The sequence below is a fragment of the Paenibacillus sp. MER 99-2 genome (assembly GCF_023714095.1).
Classification (GTDB): domain Bacteria; phylum Bacillota; class Bacilli; order Paenibacillales; family Paenibacillaceae; genus Paenibacillus.
This window is the reverse complement of the sequence record NZ_JAMAUZ010000008.1, coordinates 155,966-182,046: the sequence shown is the minus strand read 5'-3', so window position 1 is coordinate 182,046 and position 26,081 is coordinate 155,966. Positions and strand designations below refer to the sequence as shown.

The window sequence follows — 26,081 nt, the reverse complement described above, 5'->3', positions numbered from 1 at the left end:
CATTGGTTTGAGTGGTTCGCTATGTTATTACCCGCCTTCATTTCTTTCAAACGTTTCCGTCCAAAATAATATGTGTTCATATGATAAAAAAACAGGTTCATCCACTGCTCTTCCAGTGAGATGCTGAACGTTTAAGTACCCCGAGGTTTTGCTCGATTAGTAGCCATCGCTTCTAGCGGGTTGTCTGGCCAATAATGCTTCGGATAACGACCTTTGAGATCCTTTTTTACTTCGAAATAGGTCTCACGCCAGAAATTCGCCAGATCCCGTGTCACTTGTACAGGTCGCTGCGCTGGTGACAGTAAATGCACAGTAACAGGTACACGTCCACCACCGATACGTGGCGTCTCCTGTTGTCCAAACATCTCCTGTAGTCTAACCGACAGGGTAGGGTCATCAGGACGACTATAATCAATTGGAATTCGGGAACCACTTGGAACCTGAATATGCGTGGGAGCCTCTTGATCCAATTGCTGACGCTGCTCCCAACTCAGTTCACTCAGCAATACATCTTGGAGCGACAACTTTTTGAGATCAGCAACAGATCGCATTCCACTCAAAAAGGGGCGTAGCCGTGCTTCAAAATCAGGGGTTAGTTCGTCAGCAGACAGGTAAGGCCAAACGGGTAAGTGGGTATGCAAAAAGCGTAATCGATCTGCCAACTGCCGAGACGATTTATTCCAAGGCAGACAAGCTAACCCTTCCAAACGAATCCCACTAATCATCGCTTCCATGACCTGGTCTTCCGCAGGATGAGCAATTCCCCCCTCCTTTACAACAATTGCCCCAATACGGAGGGAGCGGTGTGCTCTTACACTCCGTGTGCTGCGATCCCACACGATTCGGTCTTGCTCATGCAGCAAATGTGTGGCATGATCCAGCAAGAGCTGCTCCTGCACTGGCGCAGCTAACAGGATGCGTGCATCCGCACCCTGGTCGTCTGCCTCGGCTGCGACCAGCCAAGCTGAACGGCTCAGCGATTCTGTCGCTGCAAGCCGTACACCCCGGCCGCTGCTCAGCAGATAGCGGCCATCCTCCCGGCGCTGCCCGATCCGATCCGGGTAGGCGAAGGACAGTAGCAATCCGCAACTGTCCTCATCCGCCCGGAGCGCATGCTGCGCCGGTTCGAGCGCCGAGCGTAGCTGGCGGCTCTCTTGGAGCATGCGCCGCACGGCAGCCGCGTCTGCCACAGACGCTGCCGCCTGCGGCATGCCGCTGCTGTCAGCCGTCAGCAGCGCTTCTACGCGCGGGCGCAGATCTGTGCCCGCGCTTGCACTGCCGCTGCTGCGCAGGCCCGCGGGCTCCTGCAGCAGCGCCGCCAGCATGCTGGCGTAGCTGGCCAGCCCAAGCTCCGCCGCGCGGAGCAGCATGCTGGCCAGTCGTGGATGAACACCCAGCGTGTTCATCCGCCGCCCAAAGGGCGTGATGCGGCCTGCGTCATCCAGGCCGCCCAGCTGGCGCAGCAGCGCCTGTGCCTGGCCGAAGGCCGCGGCAGGCGGGATGTCCAGCCACTGCAGCTCTGCAGGGGACTGGACTCCCCAAGCGGCAAGCTCCAGCGCCAGCGGCGCGAGATCCGCGGAGGTAATCTCTGGGCGCGCTGCCTCAGGCAGCGCCCCATGAGCCTCCTCGCTCCATAGCCGGTAACACACCCCTGGGGCAGTTCGCCCTGCACGCCCCCGGCGTTGATCTGCCGATGCCTTAGATACTGGCATCGTCACAAGCCGGCTCATTCCCGTGCGTGCGGAGAATACGGATGCCCGGCTAAGCCCGGCATCCACAACCACTTTAATGCCTGCTATCGTAAGACTTGATTCGGCTATGGAAGTGGACAACACGACCTTACGCATGCCTTGCGCTGCTGGCCGTATCGCTTCATCCTGTCGTTCTAATGGCATGCTGCCGTATAACGAATAAACGAACACGTTGGCAGGAAGCTTCATGCTTTCAAGCACTCGTTCAGTCCGATGAATTTCTCTCGCACCTGGCAGAAAGACCAGAATATCGCCTTCCTGTTCAGCTACAGCATTACCTATTGCACCCGCAACGAACTCCTCAAGCTGTGCAGAAGCTGGCCTATGGACGTATCGTGTCTCCACTGGAAAAGTTCGCCCAGGACAATCCAACCAGCTCGTCCCTTCACCTAGCAATGTGCAGACAGGACCCGGGTCAAGCGTAGCCGACATCACAAGTAACTTCAAATCAGGACGCAGCAGCGCCCTAGATTCCAGTGCCAGTGCAAGACCCAAATCCCCATGCAAATGGCGCTCATGGAACTCATCGAAAATAATCATCGCTGTATCCTCTAGACCTTGATCTTGTTGTAACATACGTGTTAATACGCCTTCTGTCACAACCTCGATCCGTGTAGCCTGGCTGACTCGTGTATCCATCCGTACCCGATAACCAACGGTCTCCCCCAAGTTTTCTCCAATAGAAGCCGCCATCCGTGCTGCGGCAGATCGGGCTGCCAAACGACGAGGCTCCAGCATCAGAATCTTCCGACCCTTAACCCATGGTTCACCCAATAGTTCGAGCGGAACAACGGTCGTTTTACCTGCTCCCGGCTCTGCGATCAGAACAGCTGTATCCTGTTCCCGCATTCGCTGTTTCAATTCGGGAATAATCTGTTGTATCGGTAATTCTATCTTCATATCATCGCTCCCACTTGATGTAACAACCAATCCCTCATGAAAATCCCTTCAAACTATGTCTCACCTAGACATACATAGTCGCATTATAACAAAAAAAGCCGTTCCCAAGGAACGACCCTAATACAAACCGTCTTTAACTTTGACAATTGATCACATAACTAACGTACCCAAAAATGATTTTAAACTAGTCATGCTTCAGCTAGACAGAAGCAACTGGATCTAATCATTTTTGGATTGCTTCAATTCGCTTGAGACTGAATTAGCTAAATCTACCGTGAAATGCATTTAGCTGAGCAGTGATTCCGCGCCATCGATCACAATCTCTGCACCTGTAATATGCTTCGATTCCGACGAAGCTAGAAAGGCAACCAGATCGGCAACATGTTCCGGCTGACCCGGCCCATCTGCAAGTGGCTGTTGTCCTTCTGGGAACTCAATTGGAATGACAATTTGCTGCAAATCATCTGTTTTGACTGTACTTTGATCAATATTGGTCGCAATTGCACCCGGGCAAATCACATTTACACGAATTTTAAATTTAGCGAGCTCCAATGCAGCCATCTTGGCAAAAGCCACTTGTCCCGCCTTGGACGTGCTATAAGCCGACATGCCAAAGCTTGAGAAACGTTGATTTCCGTTAATGGAACTCGTAATAATAATGCTGCCTCCACTGCGTTTTTTCAAATGTGGCAATGCATATTTGATCGTGAAGAAAGTACCGTCCAGATTCGTTGTAATGATCTGTTGCCAATCCTCAACCTGAATTTCTTCAATGGGTGCAGACACACCGTTAATGCCAGCGTTAGCAAATACGATATCCAGACCTCCAAATAATTCAACAGTCTCCAGTACAGCCTTTTCCACACGGGATGCGTCAGAAATGTCGACATCGAAAGCTCTCGCCGCTCCTTTATAGACTGAATTAATCGCATCTTCTGTCTTCGAGATGCGATCATTGACCAGATCAAACAAAGCAACGTGAGCCCCTTCGCTAGCCAGCTTAAGCGCCGTAGCTTTTCCAATGCCTGAGCCTGCTCCCGTAATAATAGCCACCTTGCCAGCAAAGCGTGATTTACCGTTATGTTGAGTCATGATCTATTCCACTCCTTTTTCTCAGCAATTATGTAAGAATGTACGTGTTGCTTCACAACGTTCATGAAGCATATTCTTCACAAGATTACCCAAAAAGAGTGTCTTTTAAATCAAGCATGACCTATTTTTTTACATATCAGCATGCAGTGGAAAATCACGGTACAGATCGTTCTCGCTGAACCCTATACTCTCGTTACCATTCCAGTTCAATGAAAGCGGCATCATCTTCAAGCCCTCCGGTATGACTAGAATCAAGCAACACTTGAATATGCTCGTCCGGAATGTAGGCTTGTATTGCATCAAGATCGTTTAAACCGTCCGTATAGAGCTGTAGGCGAACATTTTCATTCCCAGACATCTTGGCCTCGAAAATATGCGGTTTGCCACCAACTGTCCCTTCACGTGTAGACCACCGTTCATTGGTACGGCAGTATTTCTGAAAAGTAGTCGATTGCTCTTGTCCGTTTCGCCACAGACGAATACGCGAATCCCCTTGCCAGGCAATCCAGACACGACTCCTTCTGGAAGCACCAGACAATATGATTCGACCGCACACATACATGGCCTGACTACCCCTACTTCGTTTCTCCATTAACACTTCACGTAGAAGCAGTGGCGAATTATCTAGGGGCTGCAATTTCTCTAGCTGCTCCGATGCAGGAATCGTAAGATCTTGAAGAAGCTTCTCGATCCCCTCTGCACTCGGCACAGATGTGGTTTCCAACCAATCGAGCAGTGAATTACCTAGAAACCTTGCAGCGAAATCACCTAGGTAACTCATACCCACTCCATCGCATAAAACAAAGTTACATACATTGCCGTCCATACGAACAGCAGCAAAATCTTGACCTGTATCTCCTTGATTCACGGTTTCAGCCGCTCTCCCATATCCATAACGGCATTGAAGAACACCTTGATATCGGGTTAACGGCTGTTCTCCCGTCTGAACACTCACATAACGAAAGTCGCCGCGCCTCTGCTTCGCTTGCACTCTCTGATCTCCTTCGGGCAGTGTTGCCAAACGCATCGTCCTCAAATGAAACCCCCTCCTATCTAACAGGCGTAGCAGCGGACATCTGAAAGCCGATGGATACCAGCTCTGCACACGTACCTGGAAGCATCATCAACGCACCAGGGGCAAGCAGGTAATCGGCTTCAACTAGCATCTCACGGTAACTCTCTGGCAACACGGAAGACATATTCCGTAGCTTCTCCCCATGTTCATCCTGCAGCACCGTTTCTGAAGAGATCCCTTTCCAACGTCTTGGCTCCGAGATCGGAGTTTCCAGCAAATGATCGGAAATGAAGATATTCTCCACCAGGACATTGCCATCTGGAACACTCATGCCCATGATTCGTTTAGCGATCGGCTCAGGATCTTCACCTGTTGCCACGCCATCTGTCATATGGCAAACGAGTGGCGCTGGACAGTCCTGCATATTAGGAATCTCAGCCTGAAGAATCTTCTCCGCTTGTAGAAAAGCTTTGGCCGAATCCGAGAAGCGCTTAGGTGTAAGATCAGGCAACGAACCAACGGCAGCGATCTCGTCGATCCCTTTAATGCCGTTAAGCAAGTCATACACATCATCACTGTACGCAAGAATGGCAATACGGTAACGAGGTGTCAATCGATTGCCTTTGGTGGAACGAAAGACCATTTGGCGGATGGCTAGAGCCAATGCATCATAGACCACATCAATCCGTCTACGATTTTCCAGAACCATGTTCATGGAGGCGCTAATATCAATTAAATAGATAATCAATGCAGGTGTGCGCTGGGATGCTTGAATTGTATAGTTCATCTGGGATGAGGTCACCTCCGTCGTTGTTCACATTTATAATTACAGGTTCGGTAGCTTATAATCGCTGTTGCTGAGGAACTTGTTAATAGCGCTCATTCGCGCTGCCACTTTACCTACCCCTTTGAAGTAGGCAGCATCGGTATTATACAAATTTTTGAAATCCCGAGCATACGATAGAGCATTATCCGTCTTTTTACCAATTTGTGCGTTATACGCTTTGTTGTAGTGTGCAATTAGTGTGACTACGTTCTGAGCACGTTTTTTCTTAAGCGCAGCTTTTTGGGCAGCCTCTTGTTTGCGCTGAGCTTCAGCTGCGGCTTTACGAGCAGCTTCTTGCTTTGCAGCGAGAGCATCCTGCTCTTTTTTCCAAACTAGATAAGCTTCATACTTTGCTTGTTTATCATATTTCTCCTGCTGTGCCTTACGCTCAGCTTCTTTTTTCTGCTGCTCCTGCTTCGCAAGATACGCTTCGTACTTGGCCTGTTTATCATACTTGGCTTGGAGCGCCTTACGTTCTTCTTCCTTCTTCTTGGCCTCAGCAAGTTGTTTCTCTGCTTCCTCCTGCTTTTTCTTCTCATCAGCCGCTAGTTTTGCTGCAGCAGCTTCTTGTTGTTTTTTCTCTTCTTCCTGCTGTTTGAGAGCTGCAGCCTTTGCTGCCTCGGCATCTTCTGCCGCCTTAATCTCTGCCAGTCTAGCTGCCTCCTGTTGCTCCTTCTGTTTCACCTCAGCCTGATCAGCCAATATTTTAACGGTTGGCACAGAGCCTGCCAGCAATACAATGAGAACTGCTGAAGCAATCATGAATTTTTTGGATCTATAGAAAGGTAGCCGAACGGGCTGTCCTTCGTCATCCTTAGGATTCAAACGTTCATCCAACTCTTTGATTGCTGCTGCAACCTCGATCTGCATTGCACTGTTGTTCGGTATAAAGTGGTGCAATGAACGATACACCTCAAGTGCAGCCGCAGGTTTACCCTCTTCTTCCAATGCTCGTGCCTGAAGAAATAAACGTTGAACCACTGCTTCTTGACCAGGTGGCGGAGTCGATGCTTCTGAATTTTGGTCAGAGCCTCCGTCAGATGCCAATGTGCCACTTATGCCACCTGCCACGGTTGTCTCTTGATCATTTGGCACATGAGACTGAACAGCAGCATCTTCCTCCGCAACGGTAGCTATAGCAGGTACTTGGTTTGCGTCTAGTGCAGCTAGTGCAACATACCATTCTCCGAACGTGGGACAACTACTAAGATCATGACTTTCCCATGCTCTGACGAACAGATCCGCCATTTTGGAACCCCAGCGCTTATTCAGTGAGTCTCGCATAGCATAATAACGCTCACTGACTGTCTGCATCTCATGTTGATCAAAATAACTTTCGCCCCAGGCCTTCTGCACGATTATCGGGTCAGACCAGCTGAGCATCTCCGCAATAATAACAGCCCCAGCAAAACGATCCGCATAAGAGCTCCACAATCCGCTATGCACTGTCCGATGTGCTGCATAACCAGGTGAACCTGCTAAGAGCGCATCCGGACGATCCATCTTGGAGCTGTACATCTGCTCTACGTCTACAAGTTCAACGGCTGATCCTCCCAAGTTCTCCACTTCGGAAAAAAACGGAATCATCACATTGGGTGCGGATAAATCGCAATGAGCAAGCCCACGCTGCTCCATGGCTGAACCTGTTCCTGCTAGTGCTCTCGCTAACTTCAGACTTTCCTCTGCCGTTAGCTGTTTCTGATCACTGATCACATCAAACCAGGTCAGACCTTGCACCCACGGCATTAATACCGCATACAACAAATCAGGGTGCTCTCCAATGAGCGCTCCGTTTCTTTCCGGAGTGAGCACATCACGCTTGCATACTTGCAAACCTGGCAGTTCACTATAAGGCTCCATATGCTCAGACTGATAGACCATAGCTGGAATACGGAATTTAGGAAAAAACACTTTTAGTGCTTTGGCACCATGAATGGCACCATTTCGGGGAATCAATTGGTAGACAATCCCTTGCCTTCCGGCTTGCGCATAAGCCAGACCTGGCGCAGCAGGATGCTGCCCAATCGTATAGGCTATATCATTGATTACAACTTCATCCCCGGGATTCGGTTGAAAAGACATACTCATCCCTCTCTCTGTCAGTTCTGTCATAGTGCAACAAAAACCGGGTGTCGTAAAACGCCCGGTTTTTGTTGCAGTTTCACATCTTCAACTTGCTGCCTGCATATATTCAGGGCGAACTCAGACAACGTTTCGGCCTGATTATGTAAAGCAGATTAGCGAGTTTGGTCAGCCGTACGGAATTTGTTAGCAATAGCTGTCAGTTCCGCACTAATGCTATTCAGCGTTTGAACGAAAGATTGCATTTGTTTGCTTGCTTCTTGGAATTCTTGGAAGAAGCGTTGCTTCGTCATACCTTCCCATTGTCCTTCCATGCTAGTGATGGATTGAGTCAATGTAGATACGATTTGCTGACTTTGCTCACCGCTTTGTTTAAATTGGTTGGAAACCTGATCAAGCTGTTCTGGGGTAACTAAAATACGTCCTGCCATGTGTAAATTCCTCCTTGGTTTGTGCAATTAAATTTTTGCTTGTTCAAATTGTACTATACCAGGATCGATCGGACAAAAGCCGAAGGACCTACTCCTATTTACCCCATTTTTAGGCAATGAAACTTCCCCTAACAGACTATTTACATAAACAATTCACTTTCTACTGTGCTGTTCTCGGGACTCTCTATCCTGCGAGCTTAAGAAACAACAGGTTCGGTTCCTCTCCTTCCTCGAAAGGAAGGATCTGTGAATCTCCATGCTACAGGTTCAGGCTGCATAGCCTGAATTAATGTCGCTGGGGAACCAGCTGGTGGAGCGGCATCCTGTACACGATACACTGCCGCCACCGCGGAAAGGGGATCGGATACAATAGCAGTAGTTGCGGAATGATCGGGTAAGATCTCTCCTGCATGATTGTTCTCAAGCACATGGAGCATATTAACCGCATTGTTGTAAGTTGTGTTCATATGACCCAGCACCGTGCGATACTCCATATCAACCTGTTGGAATACAACGGCCTTGCGTCCCAATTGCATGCTCATGTCCATGAAACGACGCACTGCATCTTCGCCGACCCGCTTACTGTAGTTCCATTCACTCATCACAGCAGCACGAGATTCAACTTCCCAGTCTAACGAATGAATTGCCTGATCCAATACTGTCATCTTTTGCTGTATTTGCTCCGCCGCATACTGAATCTGCCTGCTCAGTGCCCGAAGCACATCCGGTTCCACACGAATGCGCATTTACCATCACCTTTCCTCTTCCCCTGCAGGCTGTTTAAGCCAGTCCAGCAGCATCTCGTGAAACTGTTCTCTAGTCGTCAGTGCTGCAACAAGCCAATCATCTGAAGCGGCTGTGCTCATACGGAATAACCAATTCGAAATCGAGCTAACGGTAAACGCCGCTGACTGTGAATTCCATTCTTCTCCGTTCCACACAAGCAAACGCAGCTCTCCATCTGATTCCTTGTTTACCAAACAGCGTGCCAGGGCAAGTGATCCATCCGAATCATTCGTCTCCTGCGCTAGCTCATCTGCCACTGCTTGAACTTCCTTGCCATTTAACTCATTCAAGACTTCATAGAATTTTTTCTTAGAGCACATAAGAGCTGGCTTCTCATCAGGAGAATGGCCACTCCACTTCATTCTTTCGATCAGACAATCAATGGCTTCACGAACATTCCCCAGATCCGATAACCGGAATGAATCCGGTTCGTCTACAACGCGAGACACTTCGACGACGCGCTCGTCCGTGCAATGAATATAACTTTCACAGGACTTGCCACTCGACGTGTAGCGAATCCAACAAGCTCTGTCAGACAATCCGGCAATGGCCACTCTGGAGAATACGGTCGGTGTCATGATCAGTTCATTGCTGTTCTGATCCTGAATTAGATATCCTTTGTCGAGCAAGGAGGTTTTGACGCGCTCCCACTCCAAAGCAATGTCTTCCGCCATATACCCGCGGAAAGGATCTTCAACGCCAAGCAATCGGTCTGAGCCTAGAATACCAGCCAGAAAAAAAAGTTCTTTTATTTGCAAAGTGACTACCTTTTGCTTGGAATCATGAACCGTCAACATTATGAGCCACCTCCCCTCAAACTACAACATGCCATCGGTCACGAATTTCAAAAATCCAATCATTCATTTTCCAGTTGTCATCACATGGAACTGCACCTTTAACCCTGGAATATTTACGTTTTACATAATAACCTTGACCTGGTGGCAGTACCTTCAGCCCAGCAGAACTGCCTCCAGACTCGGAATAAGGAATACGAAAGAACGAGAGATCGTTAGGGTCTAAAGTCCCGAACAACAATCCGCTTTGGGAAGCTTTTACATCGCTTACCCAATCAGATCCAAAGGTCGGGAAGTCAGCAGGAACACCTGATAAGATAACATGAATCCCCCGATCCCTACCTTGACGAACAATTACACCTAATTGATCCTTTACGTTGAAATCATTTAATTGTTTGGATAATGTCTCTGCATCATCAATGGTGAGCACGATTTCCGGACCACCGGCAATCTCGCCTCGCTTCAGTACTTCATCGTACAACTGTTGGATCACTGGCGCAAGCTGATCTTCCCGTGAGACATGTCCTCGGACATGGGGCAAACTGCTGATCTCACCCAGTCCGCCAGAACCATAGCGCATATCCACGGTGTATATTTGTACTACTTCTGGAGAAGCATGATACGCCAATGATAACATCCAAGTCAACAAAAATGTTGTTTTTCCACCTTCCATCGGACTCGTTACCATAAAGTGTGGTCCCTCACGCAGGTTCAAAAGGAATGGCTCCAAATCATCTGTGAGCAACCCTACAGGAACCGTTACAGAGGACTCATTCACTTGCCCATACGTACCTGTTCGAATAAGAACATCTTTCAGTTTCACTTCTTCCGGAAGTGGAGCAATCTGAGGCGCTTGCTCTCCTGTCCAAGCTTCTCTAATCTCAGCAATCGTGAGGCGTAACTCAGATGAACGTTTCCCTTCATCTGCACCTGACGACGGTAAGGCTGCCTGGAACATCAGTGGTGGAACTTGTCCCTTCACAAGCCCTCTTCCTGGCGGAAGCTGACTTGGCGCTTTAGAAGGTCTTCCGACTGCATAATAATAGTCACTTGGATCCGATAATTCAAAAGATACTGCATTCGGAATGTTACTTCTAAATTTCTCAAAAATATCAGTGACACGATTCGCCGTCAGCACAAAAGTAATGCCTAGACTTCCACCTTCACGGAGAATCGTCTCTAACAATTCATTTTCCTCAGGATAAGCATTTCGGAAAGAAAGATATCCGTCAATCACAACGATGACCTGAGGCACAGCTTCGTGAGCTGTCCGACGGTAAGCCGAGATCGTTTTGACACCAGCTTCTGAGATCATGTCTTTACGCTGTGCAGACAATTTCAATATATATCGGAACAATCGTTTGATCCGATCCTCCTCTTCGGCCATCATCACAGCACCGATCTGTGGAAGACCAGCAAAGTCCTTCATCATGCGCCCCATATCAATAATGTATCCATGCCATGATTCTGTACGTTCAGATCTAGCAAGTGACATGAGCATGGTTTGCACAAAAGTCGTTTTGCCCAGTCCAGGCATACCGTACACGACGAGATGGCCTTGATCAACTGGAAGCGCAAGAGGCTCCTGGCGTTGATTCGGTAGATCATCGAGTAAGCCGACTAGTGGTTTCAACCCGCTAGCACCACCATCAAGCAGCACTTCCCTATTCTTTTCTTCCTGCCAGTCGGTAAGGCTATCCCATTCCAATGTTTCAGGCAAAGGTGGCAACCAAGGCCCTGGCAGACGATCAATTCCCGCTTCTTCCGCGGCTTGAGCAACATAATCGATAAAGACCTGAAGCTGTTTAGGGACATCGTCTCCTTTGAGCACAGCTCTGCGTTCACCAGTCAGCAGAGGCTCCCGCTTCCCGTTCAAACGTACTTCCATGACGGGCAATACGGAGGTTTTATCTTCCTGCTGATTATAAGGTGCGCCGCTCCAAGCAAACTGCATCTCTTCGAATACTTCATCACTGCCGACTTGGAAATACCCTCGGCCCGGCTTCGTAATCCATGCCGCATTTGGAATCTTAATCATATCTCGGCTGTCTCCTTCGCTTTGAACCCGAAGACAGATGCGGAAACGGGAGTTACTCCAGATTTTATCATCGACAACACCAGCCGGCTTCTGAGTTGCCAAGATCAGATGCACTCCGAGCGTCCGGCCAATAGCTGCAATACTAATCAATTCATCCATGAATTCTGGCTGATCCCGTTTCAACTGAGCAAATTCATCGATGATAATAACGAGATGGGGCAATGGCTGTTCATGCCTTGAACGTAGAATTTTGTAATATTCATCGATATGCTGCAGATTGCCTGCATCATTTAATATCTTCTGTCTTCTAACCAGCTCGGCTCGAAGTGAAATATTCGCACGTTCAATCAGATTTCCATCTAGATTGGTAATTGTGCCTACGACGTGTGGTAAGCCAACAAACGTATTGGACATCCCACCGCCCTTGTAGTCAATTAACATAAAAGCAAGGTCGTGCGGGTGAAATTCAGCCGCAAGCGATGCAACAATGGACTGAATGACTTCACTTTTCCCTGATCCGGTGGTTCCTGCAATTAGACCATGCGGCCCATGACCCTGACGTTCAATTTTGTCATGCAGGTTAATGGCTATTTTCTTGCCACCAGCACGCACACCCATCGGTACAGGCAAGGTATCAGGATATCGAGTCTGGCTCCAGCGTGATACAACATCCAGTTCCTCCACGCGTGATGTGCTTAACATATCGAACAATGGAAGCACCTGTGGAATATCCGAAGCGGATGAACGCTTCAAACGGATCGGAGACATGTAACGTGACAACGCCTCTGCTGATTCTCTAGAGATTACGTCTGGTGTGTACGTTTGCTGTACAACATCGGCATCCTCAGTTTTCTTAATATATACGCCTTTGCCTTTGGAAGCTTCCATAATAAGCTGGCAGTGCATCGGAAGAGATTCCTTCCGATTAGCTAATATAATCGTGCACACATCGATCTCTTGAGCCGATTCCAATAGAAGCGGCAATAATGGCTCTTCTTCAATTAATTGTGTTTCCGACAAAATGACCACATAACACGGCGTTTGTACCGATTTTTTGTAACGATCCTCCTTGTTATTCCGACGCCGGTTTAACACGGAAAACAAGCTGTCCGCCAATTGATGCGCACCGCTGTGCCTGTCGGCCATATACCGCTGTCCCTGATCTTCATCCCAAATATGGGGAAGCCAGCGCAACCATTCCCATTCCTTGCTTTCTTTTTCTTCATAAAAAGCAGCAATTTTGAGCTCATCTGGAGAATGGCGCACGGTAAGCTGTGAAACGATCACACGCAGTGAAGCCAGCACTTCCTCACGATTCCCCACCAACCCCATGACCTTCGATTGGAATAACGGTAGAGTGATTGATGCATCGGGTACAGTCTCAAACTCAGAAGCAAGCTCGTGAGCAGCCTCAATTAATTCATCCTTTTCATATCCGTCTGGACGTGGCACCTGAAGCTTAATCCGAAAAGGAATTTCCCCTGTACCAATCCGCACCTGCATAAAGTCATCATCTTCTGGCGAACGTTCCCACAAGGAACTATTTCTGTTTTTTACAACTTGTAGACAAACACCCGGATCGCCGTGAATTTCATACAAACTCTTCACTTGTTCCGCTTGAGCTTCCTTCAGCTCTTCACGATGCTTGTTCAACTGAGCACGGTACATCGCCTTACGTTCTTCAATCTTTTTGCGATAATTCTTCTTGTTACTTAAATATACAAAGAATGGAATCGTATACGATGTTAACATCATCATAACGGTCATCATCTGAAACATCATAAAGCTAGGGTTATTAAATTTACCTGTTAGATTAATATATACATAGAAGCCGATGCTAACCATCGTCATCATAATGGGAATAACGATGGATATGATTGAGAATGTAGGTTTGCTAGGTTCAGCGGGAGGCCTCAAAATTTCGAGCTTATCTTCCTTAAGAACCGGCGTCATTCTTGGAGAACGCTGATATAACACATTCACGAAGAGAAGACCTCCTTAATAGTACGTGTTCAAAATCAAAAGCGAACCTTTTGAACAACCTTGTTAATTGTTGATAATATGATATATACGTTCTGAATCGTCATTCGTTGCTGTCCTGTTGGAACAGTGAGCGTCTTCCGTATACCGGCGCTTCTTCTAACGTCGTTGAGAACGCACGTTGAACTCGCACACAGCTCCCCTGTCTCAGCCCCGTTTCCATTAGTTGCTGACTATTGTGCGGTGAGAACCACAGTCCCTCTGGAAACTTAGCTTCAAGGATATATTGAATGCCATCCCCAGGTGCCTGTCCAAATATACGGACTCCCAGCAATGTTTTTAAATGTTCAATCGTACATTCATCCGGGACTTCAATGTCAAACCATTCGCCTTCCTCCCGGCCGGAATACACGGTAAGAATCATCAAATCCCTCCCATAGTCTCATATGTAAATTGTCCTAATGTCAGATTAAATCAAAAAAAAGCGGATGAAACACGGTTTCAACCCTTATTTTCTTACATAACCCCTTTGTTTGCAATGTACTTTCTGTAATTTTGTTACATATGACCCACGTTTATATTAAAATATCGTCCCATGGTCTCAGAACTTTGGAGGCAGACTTACGTTTTAATTTTGCGAGGATGCGAAAAAGGTTCAATTTATTCCATTTAAATGGGAATAACACTTCAGTACCTATCCGTTTATTCCTTAGCCCACAATTGAATTGTGAACACTTTTCAAACATTCTCCACCTTTATGTTTTCATAAGCTGATTTTAAGGTAATTTTAAGCATTGGTATTTAATATTACCTGTATGAAATAACTCCCGTGAGGTGATTTCAAGTGAGAACACTAATAACTTTTCAAAACAAATCAATCCCTGTATATTTCAATCAAGAAAACAAACAACCTGTGCAAAAAACATTAAGATTGCTTAGCAGTGCTCTTGAGCACAAAATTAGCAACGGTAAACGAGCTTTACAAAAATGTTTGCACTCTTTGATTAGTATTGAAATTATTAATGGAGAAGCCATTCTCCACAGTCGCAGTGAAAATGACTCTCTGGCCTTGTCTTTGTATTAAGTCGAGACCACATTAATTCATCTATAATGAACTTGCTGCGTACTCGTTCTATACGAACGATAAGAAAAAGGAAGCTGCCACTAAGGACAAGCTTCCTTTTTTTATGTTGAAGCACCATCTTGATCTATTTTTTAATTCACTCGGCTCACGCTGTAGCCGCTCTCACTACCTTCTGCAATCTCCGCTTTGTGAATTCGGATGACAAACAACCGAACCAGATTAGCTCGTGTATGTTCTTCCTGACAAGAATTCAACTTCCTTAGAATAAAACGGTCAATGGACATGAAATTCAAGCCCCTTTACCTTGGATTTTACGGATCTGTTCTTCCGTGTATCCATAAATAACCATATCCTGACTTCACCAAACCCTTTTTCACCGGTTTTTTTCACATGCATTCTAGGGTATGTAAAAACGTGCAAAAGCCCGTCCTTAAAGGCAGAAACGGGCTTTTGCTTATTATTGTCGATCACACACGAACAAGCTCTCATCATGCACCTGATTCATCCCCTACAGGCGGTCAGTCGACATCGCTCACACCAGGATATGTCCGATATTGATGCTGTAAGCTAATCCAGCGGGTGCGCGTGAATTTGTCTATCGCCCAGTCACCGCCGAATCGGCCAATGCCTGAAGATTTCTCTCCACCAAACATAACATGTGCCTCGTCGTTTACAGACTGGTCATTAACATGGATCATGCCTGATTCGATGCGCTTAGCAACTTGATAACCTCGCTCGAGATTCGTCGTAAATACCGAACCACTCAAGCCGTATGGCGTATCGTTGGCTAAACGAACAGCTTCAGCCTCATCCTTTGCACGCAATAAGACAGCAACCGGTCCAAACAACTCTTGTTGCACTATCTCCTGCTCAGGTTTCACGTCAGCCAGCACTGTTGGCTGCAACACACTGCCTTTGCTTGATCCACCAAGCAACAACCGAGCTCCCGCATCTTCTGCGCTTTTCACAAGCTCAAGCAGGCGCTCTACTTCTTTTTCGCGGATAAGTGGCCCTACAAGGGTATTGGAATCTGCTGGATCTCCCGCTTGGATTTGCTTCGTTTTGGCAACAAATGCATCTACAAATGAATCATAGATATCGGTATGAATGATAATACGGTTCAGCGCCATACAAATCTGGCCTTGATGCAGAAACTTTCCAAATACCGCTGCCTCTGCCGCTCGTTCAATATCCGCATCTTCCAGCACAACCATCGCATTGTTACCACCTAATTCCAGCGCCGTTTCTTTCAGATGTTCACCAGCCAGTTTACCGATGCCTTGGCCGACTTCTGTTGATCCTGTAAATGAAATGACTTTTGGGATAGAATGAGCGACGAAGTAGTCTCCAATCTCGCTCCCGCTTCCTGCAACAACATGCAGTACACCTTTTGGCAATCCAGCTTGATCAAATAGATCTGCGATTAGCCAGCCTGCGGTAATGGGTGTATCAGAAGCAGGCTTAATCACAACCCCATTACCCAGGGCAATGGCTGGTGCCACCGAACGCAAGCATAAGTGCAGTGGAAAATTCCACGGCCCGATCACTCCTATGACCCCTTTGGGTTCACGTACAACGCGGTTCTCCTTGCCAGCTGTATTCGAGGGTAGAATCTCGCCTTTCATCCGATAAGGGAATGATGCTGATTCGTCTACAATGCGCTTGGCAGCAGCGAACTCCGCTTCAGCTTTGATCCGAGTACTTCCGGATTCAGTAATGAGTAACTGAATAATTTCATCTTTGCGCTCACCCATTATCATGGATACCTTGCGCAAAATTTCTTCTTTTTGACTAGGTAATGTCTGACTCCATTGCACTGATCCCTTCTCGGCAGCTTCATAAGCACGATCAATATCTTCTTTATTCGATGACCGCCATGTGGCGATAACTTCTCCTGTATACGGATTGATATTCTCCATGGTTTTCTCACCGGAGCCTTCGATCCATTCGCCATTAATATACTGTTTAGTCCAGGTTTGCTTTGTGTCCATTAAAGTCATCTGAATACGCCTCCTAATCAAGAATTCATGTCTACATATCATGCAGTGTAGTACATCATTAACCTTGTTAAGGATTACGCAAACGTTAGTTTAGACCTTTCGAACCTGTACCTGACAGTTCGTACAAATGTTGACCCATGCCATAAAACCTCGTTATTATCCGTTCATTCCTGGCTTGTAGACCTCTCTCCAAAAAGCTGCAAGTCTTCCCACCCATAGGCAACTTCAAGCTGATCCTTCCCACCGATGGATAGCGCCTGGCTATGAATCACGGTTCCACCCATCTGCTCATAGAAACGACAAGCCGAATTCTTCTCGAGCGCCCAGATCAAAAGACTTCGCAGCTTTAGCTTATGAAGATGCTGGACAACTTGACTGGCAAGCATAGTTCCAATCCGCTGTCCCTGTGAGGCTTGCAGTAAATAGATCGCATAAATCTCCCCATCATAAGGCAACTTGCCTTCCCGCTCTCTCCCCCCACAGGCAAATCCGACAATTTCCCCATCCGCTTGTTCCGCAACCAACAGAATCTGCTCCTTTTCGCCAGAACGAATCATCTGCTCCCACTGAGGGATTCTGGCTTCAGTAGTCAAATGATCCAAAAATTCATCGGATATAATCCCCGGTATGTGGTCTTCCAACTCTCGGTATGTACATAAGCAATAGCCCTTGCATCCCCTTCACGGGCTTGTCTGATCTGCATGATTAGTCCTCCTTCTCATAGGATTCGTTGTAGAAGTTCAACATTTATACAGATTGTACATGTATTCCCTTTCTAATCCAAAATTCTATTTCAACTAAACATATGAGCAGGCAGTTAACGTGGAGATTAATGTTATAAAAAAATCCGACCCTAGGGCCGGATCTTTACCTTCGTGCCCACAGATACTTTGGAAGACAGATCCAACACATCTGAGTTATACATACGGATACAACCATGCGAAACAGACTTTCCTATAGATGAAGGGTCATTGGTTCCATGTATCCCATAATGAGGTGCTGATAACCCCATCCACAGTGCACCAAATGGCCCCCCAGGATTCACTTGTTTGTTGATGATCGTGAACTCTCCGTTCGGAGTCTGGGTGAGCATCTTTCCTGTTGCTACAGGATACCCTTTAACCACTTGGTTGCCATCCAGTAGATATAACATATGGTCTGATAGGTCAACAATGATGTTGTAATCCGGCATACTAACATCCCTCCTGACCTATCTTATGCCAATTTCATGAGAGATGCCTTCCTGATCTCAAACTTCATCCCACTCTCTGATACTTCGGACATGCTTAGGTTTGCGGTTGTTCACTGGCTTGCTCGTCGCTGTTCGACGTTTCGAAGCCTGAAGCTCCTTACGCTGCTGAAATTGCAACTCTTTCTGCATTTTCAGGTAATTATCAAGTCTTTTTCCCTCTAGTGTGCCGTTCTGTATAGCCTCTTTTACAGCACAGCCCAACTCGCGAGTATGACTACAGTTATGAAACTTGCACGAGATAGCCAACCCCTCAATTTCACCAAACGCTAGTGCTAAGCCCTGATCGCCTTCCTCCCACAAGTTAAGCTCCCGCATTCCCGGTGTATCAATCAATACTGCCCCTTGAGGTAATACAAACATCTCACGATGTGTCGTTGTATGTCTGCCTCGACTGTCTGCCTCCCTGACGGATTGGGTAAGCTGTACATTCTCGCCGAGTAGCCAATTGACCAAGGTCGACTTACCACTCCCTGAAGAACCTGTCAATGCAACCGTCATCCCAGACTGCAGATAACGTTCTAACTGTTCTTTTCCCTGATCCTGCACTGCAGACAATGCGACGACTTCAACACCTGGGGCAATGCCTTCCACTAAAGCCATCTGTTCTTCCACATTGGAGCATAGATCACTTTTGCTCAGTACGATAACAGGTTGAACGCCTCCATTCCAAGCCATGATCATATAACGTTCCAGTCTTCTGAGATTAAAATCATTATTAAGTGCGGCTACAATTAGCAATGTATCCACATTAGCCGCAATCAGTTGTTCTTTCGTTTCGTTCCCCGCAGCTTGTCTGGACACTTTGCTTCTTCTAGGCAACACACTGTGAATCACGGCTTCATCGCCCGTCGGGTCCGAAACCTCAATCCAATCCCCTACCGTAAAACCTGTACCCGTCTCTTCATGCTCGCGGCGTAATCGCCCTGTTGCTCTTCCCCAACCCTCACCATCCGCAGTAATTATTCGTTGTAAATGTCCATGATCTGCGATGATTCTAGCTGGTTTCCTCTCGGAATGATTCATGTCTAGCGTTGTACATTGCTCTTGCCAATGTGTAGACCATCCGTACTGTTCCAAGTGTTTATTCAAATTCGTATTTCCTCCCAATAGTTATAATGTGATTCGGACATAACGACAGATTGACTTGTGTACTCCGGTTCGGTATCCAAAATAAAAAACCACGAGTCGCATGAACCCGTGGCAAATCATTGTTAAATGAATTAGTGAATGACCTTTATTGCAAATAGGTCAGAGGATAATATGTTAGTGCTCCCCTGCCCGCAAATAAAAGAACATTCCTAATAGCAACAAAAAAAGCCACAGGTACGTCACCCGTGGCTTCCTTGATGCATGCAATAATACATACCCTCATAACAGACATAGCTGCCCTGTGGTTGTATAATTATATGCTCTGATCCGTTCCGGAGACGCTGTTCATATTCAAATTAACGTATAGTGCCATTAAGTTTGTCATATTACATCGCCTCCCTTGTAGATGTTGTTCAAAAAGTCGCTTTTGAACATTATCTTGTAGATTTATCCAACATATTACACACCTTACTGAATTGTTGTCAAGGCCAATTATTTAACTTGATCCCAACGCGTCCACATTTCTTTTGGATTCAGTTCGTATACTCCGTCTTCACGATACATGAACTGGTGCATGATAAACTCACGACGGATCGTTGCGAAATCCTCATGATAATTTTGAATGAAAGCATTGATTTCCTTTTCCGTGTACTTGCGACCGAATTCAAGTTGCCGGGCCAAGTGACCAAGAACAATCAGTTTTTTCTTATACTGCGCTGGTATTTGTCGAATTCGTCCATCCTTGGAGAAAAAATTCCGCATCACGGACGCCTTCAAGGTTTCGTTCACCTCACTCACATCAGTAACCTCCTCACTTTTAAAAATAAAGTCTACGGAAGCTTGTGCATGCTCGCGAATGAAAGAAGGATTTAATGAGAAAAATACAATGTTCTTCTCTCTTCTTTCTTTAATGAGCGCAGCTTCTCGTAGTTTCGATGCATGATGTGTCACCGTTGGCTGGGACAAGTTCAACCGCTCCGCGAGCGCCTGACCGTTCAATTCTCCCTGGGATAACAGCAATAACATGCGAAGTCGGGTTGGATCAGCCAATGCTTTGTGATAAGCCACTATTTTCTCCAACTGCATGAATGATTCAGCCCCATTTCAACCTCAATATATTAGATGATTATCTAATTAGATGTTAATCTTTTGTCCAATTAAAGTCAAATCTTTTATTTTGGTGTGGTAGTTCAGCCTATATCTCACCGTACGCTGGCATTAGAGTGTTATTTACGGTAGGATTATATTGCTGAATTTAAGGAGGAGTAAGAACATGGAAGATGTCATTATTATCGGTGGAGGACCCTGTGGTCTATCTGCTGCCATTGAATGTGAACGGTTGGGATTATCTGCTGTAATCATAGAAAAGTACAACATTGTACAATCTATCTATTTGTATCCAACCCATATGCAATTTTTTAGCACGGCTGAGTTGCTTGAGATCGGAAATGTTCCGTTTAGCACGCCTAACGATAAGCCGTTTCGTTATGAGGCTCTTGCCTATTATCGCAAGGTCGCTGAACATTTTAACCTTCGTGTTCATAACTATGAGGAAGCTCACACAATCAAGTGTAAGGACGATGGAACGTTCGAAGTACATACGATGAACCGACGTGGGCAGACTGTTATTCATGAAGGACGTAACATCGTTGTAGCTACAGGTTATTTCGATCATCCTAACTACCTCGGTATTCCGGGAGAAGACAAAGACAAAGTTACGCACTATTTCCGTGAAGCCCACCCTTACGCTCAGACACGTGTTGCCATTATCGGAGGAAGTAATTCTGCCGTGGATGCCGCGATGGAACTCGTTCGTGTAGGTGCTCATATTGATATGGTGTACCGTGGAAGCGGATTGTCCGAACATATTAAATCTTGGGTACGTCCACTATTTGAGAGCATGGTTCAAAAAGGACGAATTACCTTACATCTCAATGCAAGAGTCAATGAAATTTTGGATGATTCTGTTCGCCTCTTGCATCATGATGGAACAACCAGCGAATTGGAAAATGATTTTGTCTTAGCCATGACTGGGTTCCGTCCTGACCGTAAGCTGCTCACTTCTGTAGGAGTGGAAATGTCCGAAGATATGGATAAACCGAAGTACGACCCCCAAACGATGGAGAGTAGTGTACCTGGCATTTATGTCGGTGGTGTCATTGCATCAGGTCGTAATGCCAATGAAGTATTTATCGAATCCGGGCGCTGGCATGGTAAATATATTGCAGAACATATTGTGAGCAAGAATCGTAAACTTTCCGAAGGGAAATGAAATCAATGGATATAACTTCGCTGCTGTTACTCGGATTCGCCGCGCTTGGCATCATCAGCAGTAATACTCCAGTGGCCGTAGCTATGGTATTCCTATTATTGCTGCGCGTATTGAATCTGAATCAGGCTTTTCCTTGGCTTGAGAAATATGGGCTGACCATTGGCATTATCATCCTGACCATTGGGGTAATGGCTCCGCTTGCCAGCGGGAAAATAAGCTTGCAGACCATCGGAGAATCCTTCCTGCACTGGAAGTCACTGCTTGCCATTGGTGTCGGGTTGCTGGTTGCTTACCTTGGTGGCCGAGGTGCTACATTAATGAGCACGCAGCCCACTGTCGTCGCTGGACTTCTCATCGGTACCGTATTAGGCGTTGCTCTGTTCAAAGGTGTGCCCGTAGGACCACTTATTGCAGCGGGCATTTTATCCTTGCTTTTGGGCAAATCCTGAGTGAATTGGGACTTGACTCCATTCTGTCAACTGGCTGTAATTCCCACCGTTGTATGATATACTTCTATTCATATCACGAGTCCATAGCGGAGACATCAATTTGATTTTTGTTCGTCTAACATTCAACATTGATTCACCTCGCAACTATTAATGGCCGCAGGAGGATTCAGGAACCATGTCACGTCAGTTTGTTACAGAAGCCGTGATGGTGGCTATTTATGGTCAATTGCTGGCGCCACCCGCGTCTGTTGAATATATCGTGCCATACACCACCATCCTTGAATTATACGAGTTTCAAGCCAGCAGCGATCCTCTAATGGGCAACCCTGCGGATGATCAGCATGTGAAGACCAAAATTAATGAGATGATTTCTTACTTTGAGGAACCGTTAAATAAGAAAAAAATAGAGCGTGCGCTACTTACTCCATGGGTCAAAAGCCCATCGATTCTGTTTGGTGATCAAGTCTCCATTGCCATTATCAACGCTGTTGATACGGCTCAGTATGGCGAGTATTTTGACCCAATCGAAACGGAATTAATACTCACTTCACAACGTTTGAGCATTCCTATTCTTACGGATCAAGTCGAATTGATTGCTCGTATTATTGAATCCTCAGCTCCGGTTCAAGTTTATGATATTGACGACTTTGACTTTGCAATGGATTGAATATTCAACACAAAAGCCTCCCAGTCGGGAGGCTTTTATCATATTCACGTTTGCACTTCATTTGTACTCAGTACGCACTTGGTTTGTACTTCATTGCGCTCGGTTTGTGGTTAGTTTACGCTTAGATCATTCATTCCAGTTGGAGCGTGCTAACAACATTCGGGTAAACTCATTAAGGACAGGGAGAGATTCGGTGTCAAAAAACTTCAGACCGGCTTCACTATTCACACGGGACTCCACGAGGTCATCTTGGATGATTCGAGTTCGAAACAGGGCGATCACATAATAGTCTTCATCCCCGCTCGTGTGAAGCAGTCTCAGCTCTGGCCCTGAATGCAGTCCTTCTAACACCATATGATCTGTGGTCCAGCCGGTCTCCTCCCATAGCTCCCGATGAGCGGTCTCTTCAATCGATTCTCCCGGACGCATCTGACCTGCTGGAATTCGCCAGTGGCTGTGGTCTGCATGCTGGATCAACAATACTTCACCACGTTCGTTCTCTGCCCATATGGCAGCTTTTACGATGATAAACGCTCGGTTAGCAATATACTGAGCCAAATCTCGGGCTGGCGGATTCAATATTTATCCCCTCCTGTTCCAAGCCGAAGAGACGGCTTAGATCTATAGTCAGATCAGTGCAACATAGTTCTCTCCAACCCACGGAACGTTCTAAAAGCTTGTATCTATAAGTAAGGGATTATACTTCCGTATATCGGTATTCAATATCTTGACCTTCATCAACAACATCCACATGAAGCTCATGGCCTTTTAGATACCAATAATCGTGATCCTCCATAAAAAAGCGAATACCGGATGCTTCTGTTTGCTCGGCAGGATGTCTTGGTTCCTCAACAGCGATACCTAATGAAAATCCGGGATGAAGACCTCCGCCTGAGCTATAACGGGCAAAAAATCGAATGCTATCACCATCGTTCAAATTTAGCTCTTCCTTATACCAGCGCGCAGCGCGGTCGGTTACATGTATGGTACTCATGTGGTGTCAGCTCCTTCTCTGTATATATGAGGTAGTTCAAAAAGTCCGCTTTTGATTACGAAGGATGCGCGAGCGGCATCTCAGCTTCGAATATGGGATGAAGATAGAAATGTCCGTTGCTCACGTAGTTTTGCCCTACGCTCCGCTACTCCATTTCTATCTTCATCCCATCTTCTCGGTACTGAAAACCGACCTTTTTGAACACGCACTATATGTTACATCATATCGCTAGAATGGTCGGAATACAAACTATACACCAGACCAAATCACCCAATAACGTACATGATTTAGGAAATAATTTTACTTCATGGAACATAAAATGAAAAGGTGAAACCGTATCCACTTTTTGCAGTATAGGACAACAGTCATATAAATCCATAATACTCCACTACTCGTTGCTCTATTATTGGGTTCGCTAAACCAAGCATTGCTCATTTGTGAAAAAAGTTTGACAGATTGTAAAATGCGGTGTTAAGATGCAAACATACGAGATTCACATTCAATTTATTCCCAAAAAAAGAAAGGGTGATTACGGTGTTTAATAGAGATATGTTTGTTCTAACTAACTTACAACTGAATACCGGAGCAGCCCCGAAATCGTTATTTCGTTCATAATTTCTGCATCATAGCAATCTGTTGATCAGATATACTATGTTGTGAACTCACAATATAATTATGTACGGTGGTGGCTCTGCTCTCGGAGCCATGCTGCCGTATGAATGATACCTAAGACATACCGCCTGCGTGCGGTGTGTCTTTTTTTGTGGTCACAAGTAGGCACATGAACGATAATGTATTTCACAGATATGGAAAGGAAGGGATAGCACTTGTTCTCAGTACTTAAAAACCTAGCCTGGTTTTTCCGGCTAGAACGCAAAAGATACCTGATTGGTGTCATTTTGCTCATTCTTGTAGGTGTAGCAGAACTCCTGCCCCCTCGTCTTCTCGGTAATGCGATTGACGAGATTGTACGTGGGTCGATTACAGGAGCTTCACTTACCAGCTACATTTTACTTATTTTAGGAACCGTCGTTATTATCTATCTGATCACGTACATATGGATGCACAAATTATTTGGCGGAGCTAACTTGGTAGAACGCCTATTGCGTTCACGTTTCATGGATCATCTGTTACGGATGACACCGCCTTTTTTTGAAAAGAACAGAACTGGCGACCTCATGGCTCGTGCTACCAACGATTTGCGTTCCATAGCAACCACGGCAGGCTTCGGCATGCTTACGTTAACGGATTCCACTGCTTTCCTGGCAACTGTGTTGTTAGCCATGGGTTTTCTAGTTAGCTGGAAGCTGACTCTGGCAGCCATCTTGCCTTTGCCTTTTATCGCCATCGCTATGATGATCTATGGCAAAGCTGTACATCAGCGCTATACACTCGCTCAAGATGCCTTCGGTGATATGAACGACCAAGTTCTGGAATCCATTGCGGGAATTCGGGTCGTGCGTGCGTATGTTCAAGAACGTCTGGATGAGAAACGATTTGCCGATGTTACCGAAGACGTGTACCGCAAAAATCTAGCCGTCGCTCGGATGGATGCGTTATTCGAACCTACGATCCGACTTTGCGTTGGACTAAGTTATGTCATTGCGCTTGCTTACGGTATTTATCTTGTGTTCCACAATGAAATCACTCTGGGGGATCTCGTATCATTCAATATGTACCTGGGGATGATGATCTGGCCGATGTTCGCCATTGGTGAGTTAATTAATCTGATGCAGCGCGGTAGCGCTTCTCTTGATCGGGTAAACGAGACGTTATCGGTAGAACCTGCTGTTAAGGATGTTGAACAACCCGCTCACATTTCCAATCCCGATGAGATCGTAATGCAGGATGTTACATTCCGCTATCCTAGTTCTACTGTAGACAATCTTAGTCATATTAACTTTTCACTGCGCCGCGGTCAGACGCTGGGTATTGTCGGTCGCACAGGTAGTGGTAAGTCCACGCTGCTGAAGCAGTTGCTCCACGAATACCCTGCTGGATCAGGTAAGCTAAGCATTTCGGGTCACCCGATTCAGGAAATTGCCAAAGACGACTTGCATAGCTGGATTGGATATGTGCCGCAGGAGCAAGTGTTATTCTCCAAGTCGGTTCGTCAGAACATTCAGTTTGGTAAACCTGGTGCAAATGATGACGTAATTATGGAAGCGATTCGCACAGCTGCTTTTGACGGAGATCTCGGTACATTGTCTGACGGACTGGACACACTCGTTGGTGAAAAGGGAATTGCTCTATCTGGTGGACAAAAACAGCGGGTATCCCTCGCGCGTGCGTTCATCTCAGATCCGGATATTCTCATTCTGGACGATGCCCTCTCCGCAGTTGATGCAAGAACCGAAGCCAAAATCATTGAAAATATACGTAGCAAACGCTCGGGTAAAACAACGCTGATCTCGACTCATCGCCTGTCCGCTATTGAACATGCTGACCGAATCATTGTACTTGAGCACGGGAAAATTACGGAAGAAGGAACCCATCAGGAATTACTTGCCATGAACGGTTGGTATCGTGAACAATATGAACGGCAACAGGTGGAGTCCAATCTGTCCACGTAGGAGGTC

At 46.4% G+C, this 26,081-nt stretch carries 23 protein-coding genes; 5 read left to right on the top strand and 18 right to left on the bottom strand.

What is annotated here, in order from left to right; translation table 11 throughout:
- Positions 1-131: 131 nt before the first annotated feature.
- The 10 genes from hrpB to M3636_RS24520 all read right to left on the bottom strand — a co-directional run bounded on the left by hrpB (position 132) and on the right by M3636_RS24520 (position 14,119).
- Complete coding sequence (gene hrpB / locus M3636_RS24565) at positions 132-2,651, bottom strand: ATP-dependent helicase HrpB (protein ID WP_251384308.1); 2,520 nt, start codon at positions 2,649-2,651, stop codon at positions 132-134.
- Between the two features lie 285 nt (positions 2,652-2,936).
- Positions 2,937-3,743: an SDR family oxidoreductase gene (locus tag M3636_RS24560; protein WP_251384306.1), complete on the bottom strand. Its 807-nt coding sequence runs from the start codon at positions 3,741-3,743 to the stop codon at positions 2,937-2,939.
- Positions 3,744-3,936: 193 nt separating this feature from the next.
- The gene (locus M3636_RS24555) at positions 3,937-4,770 is read right to left on the bottom strand and encodes a protein phosphatase 2C domain-containing protein (protein ID WP_251384336.1); all 834 of its coding nucleotides are present in this window, start codon (positions 4,768-4,770) and stop codon (positions 3,937-3,939) included.
- Positions 4,771-4,792: 22 nt separating this feature from the next.
- Positions 4,793-5,545: a vWA domain-containing protein gene (locus M3636_RS24550; protein WP_056700796.1), complete on the bottom strand. Its 753-nt coding sequence runs from the start codon at positions 5,543-5,545 to the stop codon at positions 4,793-4,795.
- 39 nt (positions 5,546-5,584) lie between these two features.
- Positions 5,585-7,666: a protein kinase family protein gene (locus M3636_RS24545; RefSeq protein WP_251384305.1), complete on the bottom strand. Its 2,082-nt coding sequence runs from the start codon at positions 7,664-7,666 to the stop codon at positions 5,585-5,587.
- 155 nt (positions 7,667-7,821) lie between these two features.
- Entirely contained in the window at positions 7,822-8,097 is a 276-nt protein-coding gene (locus M3636_RS24540) for a WXG100 family type VII secretion target (protein WP_056700792.1), read from the bottom strand.
- Between the two features lie 197 nt (positions 8,098-8,294).
- The gene (locus M3636_RS24535) at positions 8,295-8,843 is read right to left on the bottom strand and encodes a WXG100 family type VII secretion target (protein WP_251384304.1); all 549 of its coding nucleotides are present in this window, start codon (positions 8,841-8,843) and stop codon (positions 8,295-8,297) included.
- Between the two features lie 6 nt (positions 8,844-8,849).
- On the bottom strand, positions 8,850-9,680 hold the full coding sequence (locus tag M3636_RS24530) for a hypothetical protein (protein ID WP_128101487.1): 831 nt from the start codon (positions 9,678-9,680) through the stop codon (positions 8,850-8,852).
- Positions 9,681-9,696: 16 nt separating this feature from the next.
- On the bottom strand, positions 9,697-13,698 hold the full coding sequence (essC, locus tag M3636_RS24525; RefSeq protein ID WP_251384303.1) for a type VII secretion protein EssC: 4,002 nt from the start codon (positions 13,696-13,698) through the stop codon (positions 9,697-9,699).
- 100 nt (positions 13,699-13,798) lie between these two features.
- Positions 13,799-14,119, bottom strand: coding sequence for a hypothetical protein (locus M3636_RS24520; RefSeq protein WP_128101485.1), 321 nt, complete (start codon positions 14,117-14,119; stop codon positions 13,799-13,801).
- A 420-nt stretch (positions 14,120-14,539) separates the two neighbouring features.
- Between M3636_RS24520 and M3636_RS24515 the strand changes: the two genes are divergently transcribed.
- A complete protein-coding gene (locus M3636_RS24515) occupies positions 14,540-14,779 on the top strand; it encodes a hypothetical protein (RefSeq protein WP_128101484.1) in 240 nt (79 codons plus the stop codon).
- Positions 14,780-14,910: 131 nt separating this feature from the next.
- On the opposite strand, the gene M3636_RS24510 is transcribed toward M3636_RS24515, so the two are convergent.
- From M3636_RS24510 to M3636_RS24485, 6 genes are all read right to left on the bottom strand, one after another.
- Positions 14,911-15,063, bottom strand: a complete 153-nt coding sequence (locus M3636_RS24510) for a hypothetical protein (protein ID WP_164848677.1) — start codon at positions 15,061-15,063, stop codon at positions 14,911-14,913.
- Positions 15,064-15,297: 234 nt separating this feature from the next.
- Complete coding sequence (locus M3636_RS24505; protein WP_251384302.1) at positions 15,298-16,779, bottom strand: aldehyde dehydrogenase family protein; 1,482 nt, start codon at positions 16,777-16,779, stop codon at positions 15,298-15,300.
- 164 nt (positions 16,780-16,943) lie between these two features.
- Positions 16,944-17,336 (bottom strand): GNAT family N-acetyltransferase, encoded by a 393-nt coding sequence (locus M3636_RS24500; protein ID WP_251384301.1) that lies wholly within the window; start codon positions 17,334-17,336, stop codon positions 16,944-16,946.
- A 296-nt stretch (positions 17,337-17,632) separates the two neighbouring features.
- Entirely contained in the window at positions 17,633-17,971 is a 339-nt protein-coding gene (locus M3636_RS24495) for a L,D-transpeptidase (protein ID WP_128101481.1), read from the bottom strand.
- A gap of 57 nt (positions 17,972-18,028) precedes the next feature.
- Positions 18,029-19,120 carry a ribosome small subunit-dependent GTPase A gene (rsgA, locus tag M3636_RS24490; RefSeq protein WP_251384300.1) on the bottom strand — a complete coding sequence of 364 codons (1,092 nt, stop codon included), beginning with the start codon at positions 19,118-19,120 and terminating at the stop codon, positions 18,029-18,031.
- Positions 19,121-19,612: 492 nt separating this feature from the next.
- A complete protein-coding gene (locus tag M3636_RS24485; protein ID WP_251384299.1) occupies positions 19,613-20,206 on the bottom strand; it encodes a DUF2087 domain-containing protein in 594 nt (197 codons plus the stop codon).
- A 187-nt stretch (positions 20,207-20,393) separates the two neighbouring features.
- On the opposite strand from M3636_RS24485, the gene M3636_RS24480 reads away from it, so the two are divergent.
- The 3 genes from M3636_RS24480 (at position 20,394) to M3636_RS24470 (ending at position 22,508) form a co-directional block, all read left to right on the top strand.
- Positions 20,394-21,392: a YpdA family putative bacillithiol disulfide reductase gene (locus tag M3636_RS24480; RefSeq protein WP_128101479.1), complete on the top strand. Its 999-nt coding sequence runs from the start codon at positions 20,394-20,396 to the stop codon at positions 21,390-21,392.
- A gap of 5 nt (positions 21,393-21,397) precedes the next feature.
- Complete coding sequence (locus tag M3636_RS24475) at positions 21,398-21,841, top strand: DUF441 domain-containing protein (protein ID WP_128101478.1); 444 nt, start codon at positions 21,398-21,400, stop codon at positions 21,839-21,841.
- Positions 21,842-22,016: 175 nt separating this feature from the next.
- Complete coding sequence (locus tag M3636_RS24470; protein WP_251384298.1) at positions 22,017-22,508, top strand: ADP-heptose synthase; 492 nt, start codon at positions 22,017-22,019, stop codon at positions 22,506-22,508.
- Between the two features lie 126 nt (positions 22,509-22,634).
- Here the strand turns inward: M3636_RS24470 and M3636_RS24465 are convergent, their stop codons facing one another.
- Entirely contained in the window at positions 22,635-23,087 is a 453-nt protein-coding gene (locus tag M3636_RS24465; protein WP_164848676.1) for an NUDIX domain-containing protein, read from the bottom strand.
- A 118-nt stretch (positions 23,088-23,205) separates the two neighbouring features.
- Positions 23,206-23,502, bottom strand: coding sequence for a HesB/YadR/YfhF family protein (locus M3636_RS24460; protein WP_128101475.1), 297 nt, complete (start codon positions 23,500-23,502; stop codon positions 23,206-23,208).
- Positions 23,503-24,329: 827 nt separating this feature from the next.
- Here M3636_RS24460 and M3636_RS24455 point away from each other — a divergent pair.
- A complete protein-coding gene (locus M3636_RS24455) occupies positions 24,330-26,075 on the top strand; it encodes an ABC transporter ATP-binding protein (RefSeq protein WP_251384297.1) in 1,746 nt (581 codons plus the stop codon).
- Positions 26,076-26,081: the final 6 nt, after the last annotated feature.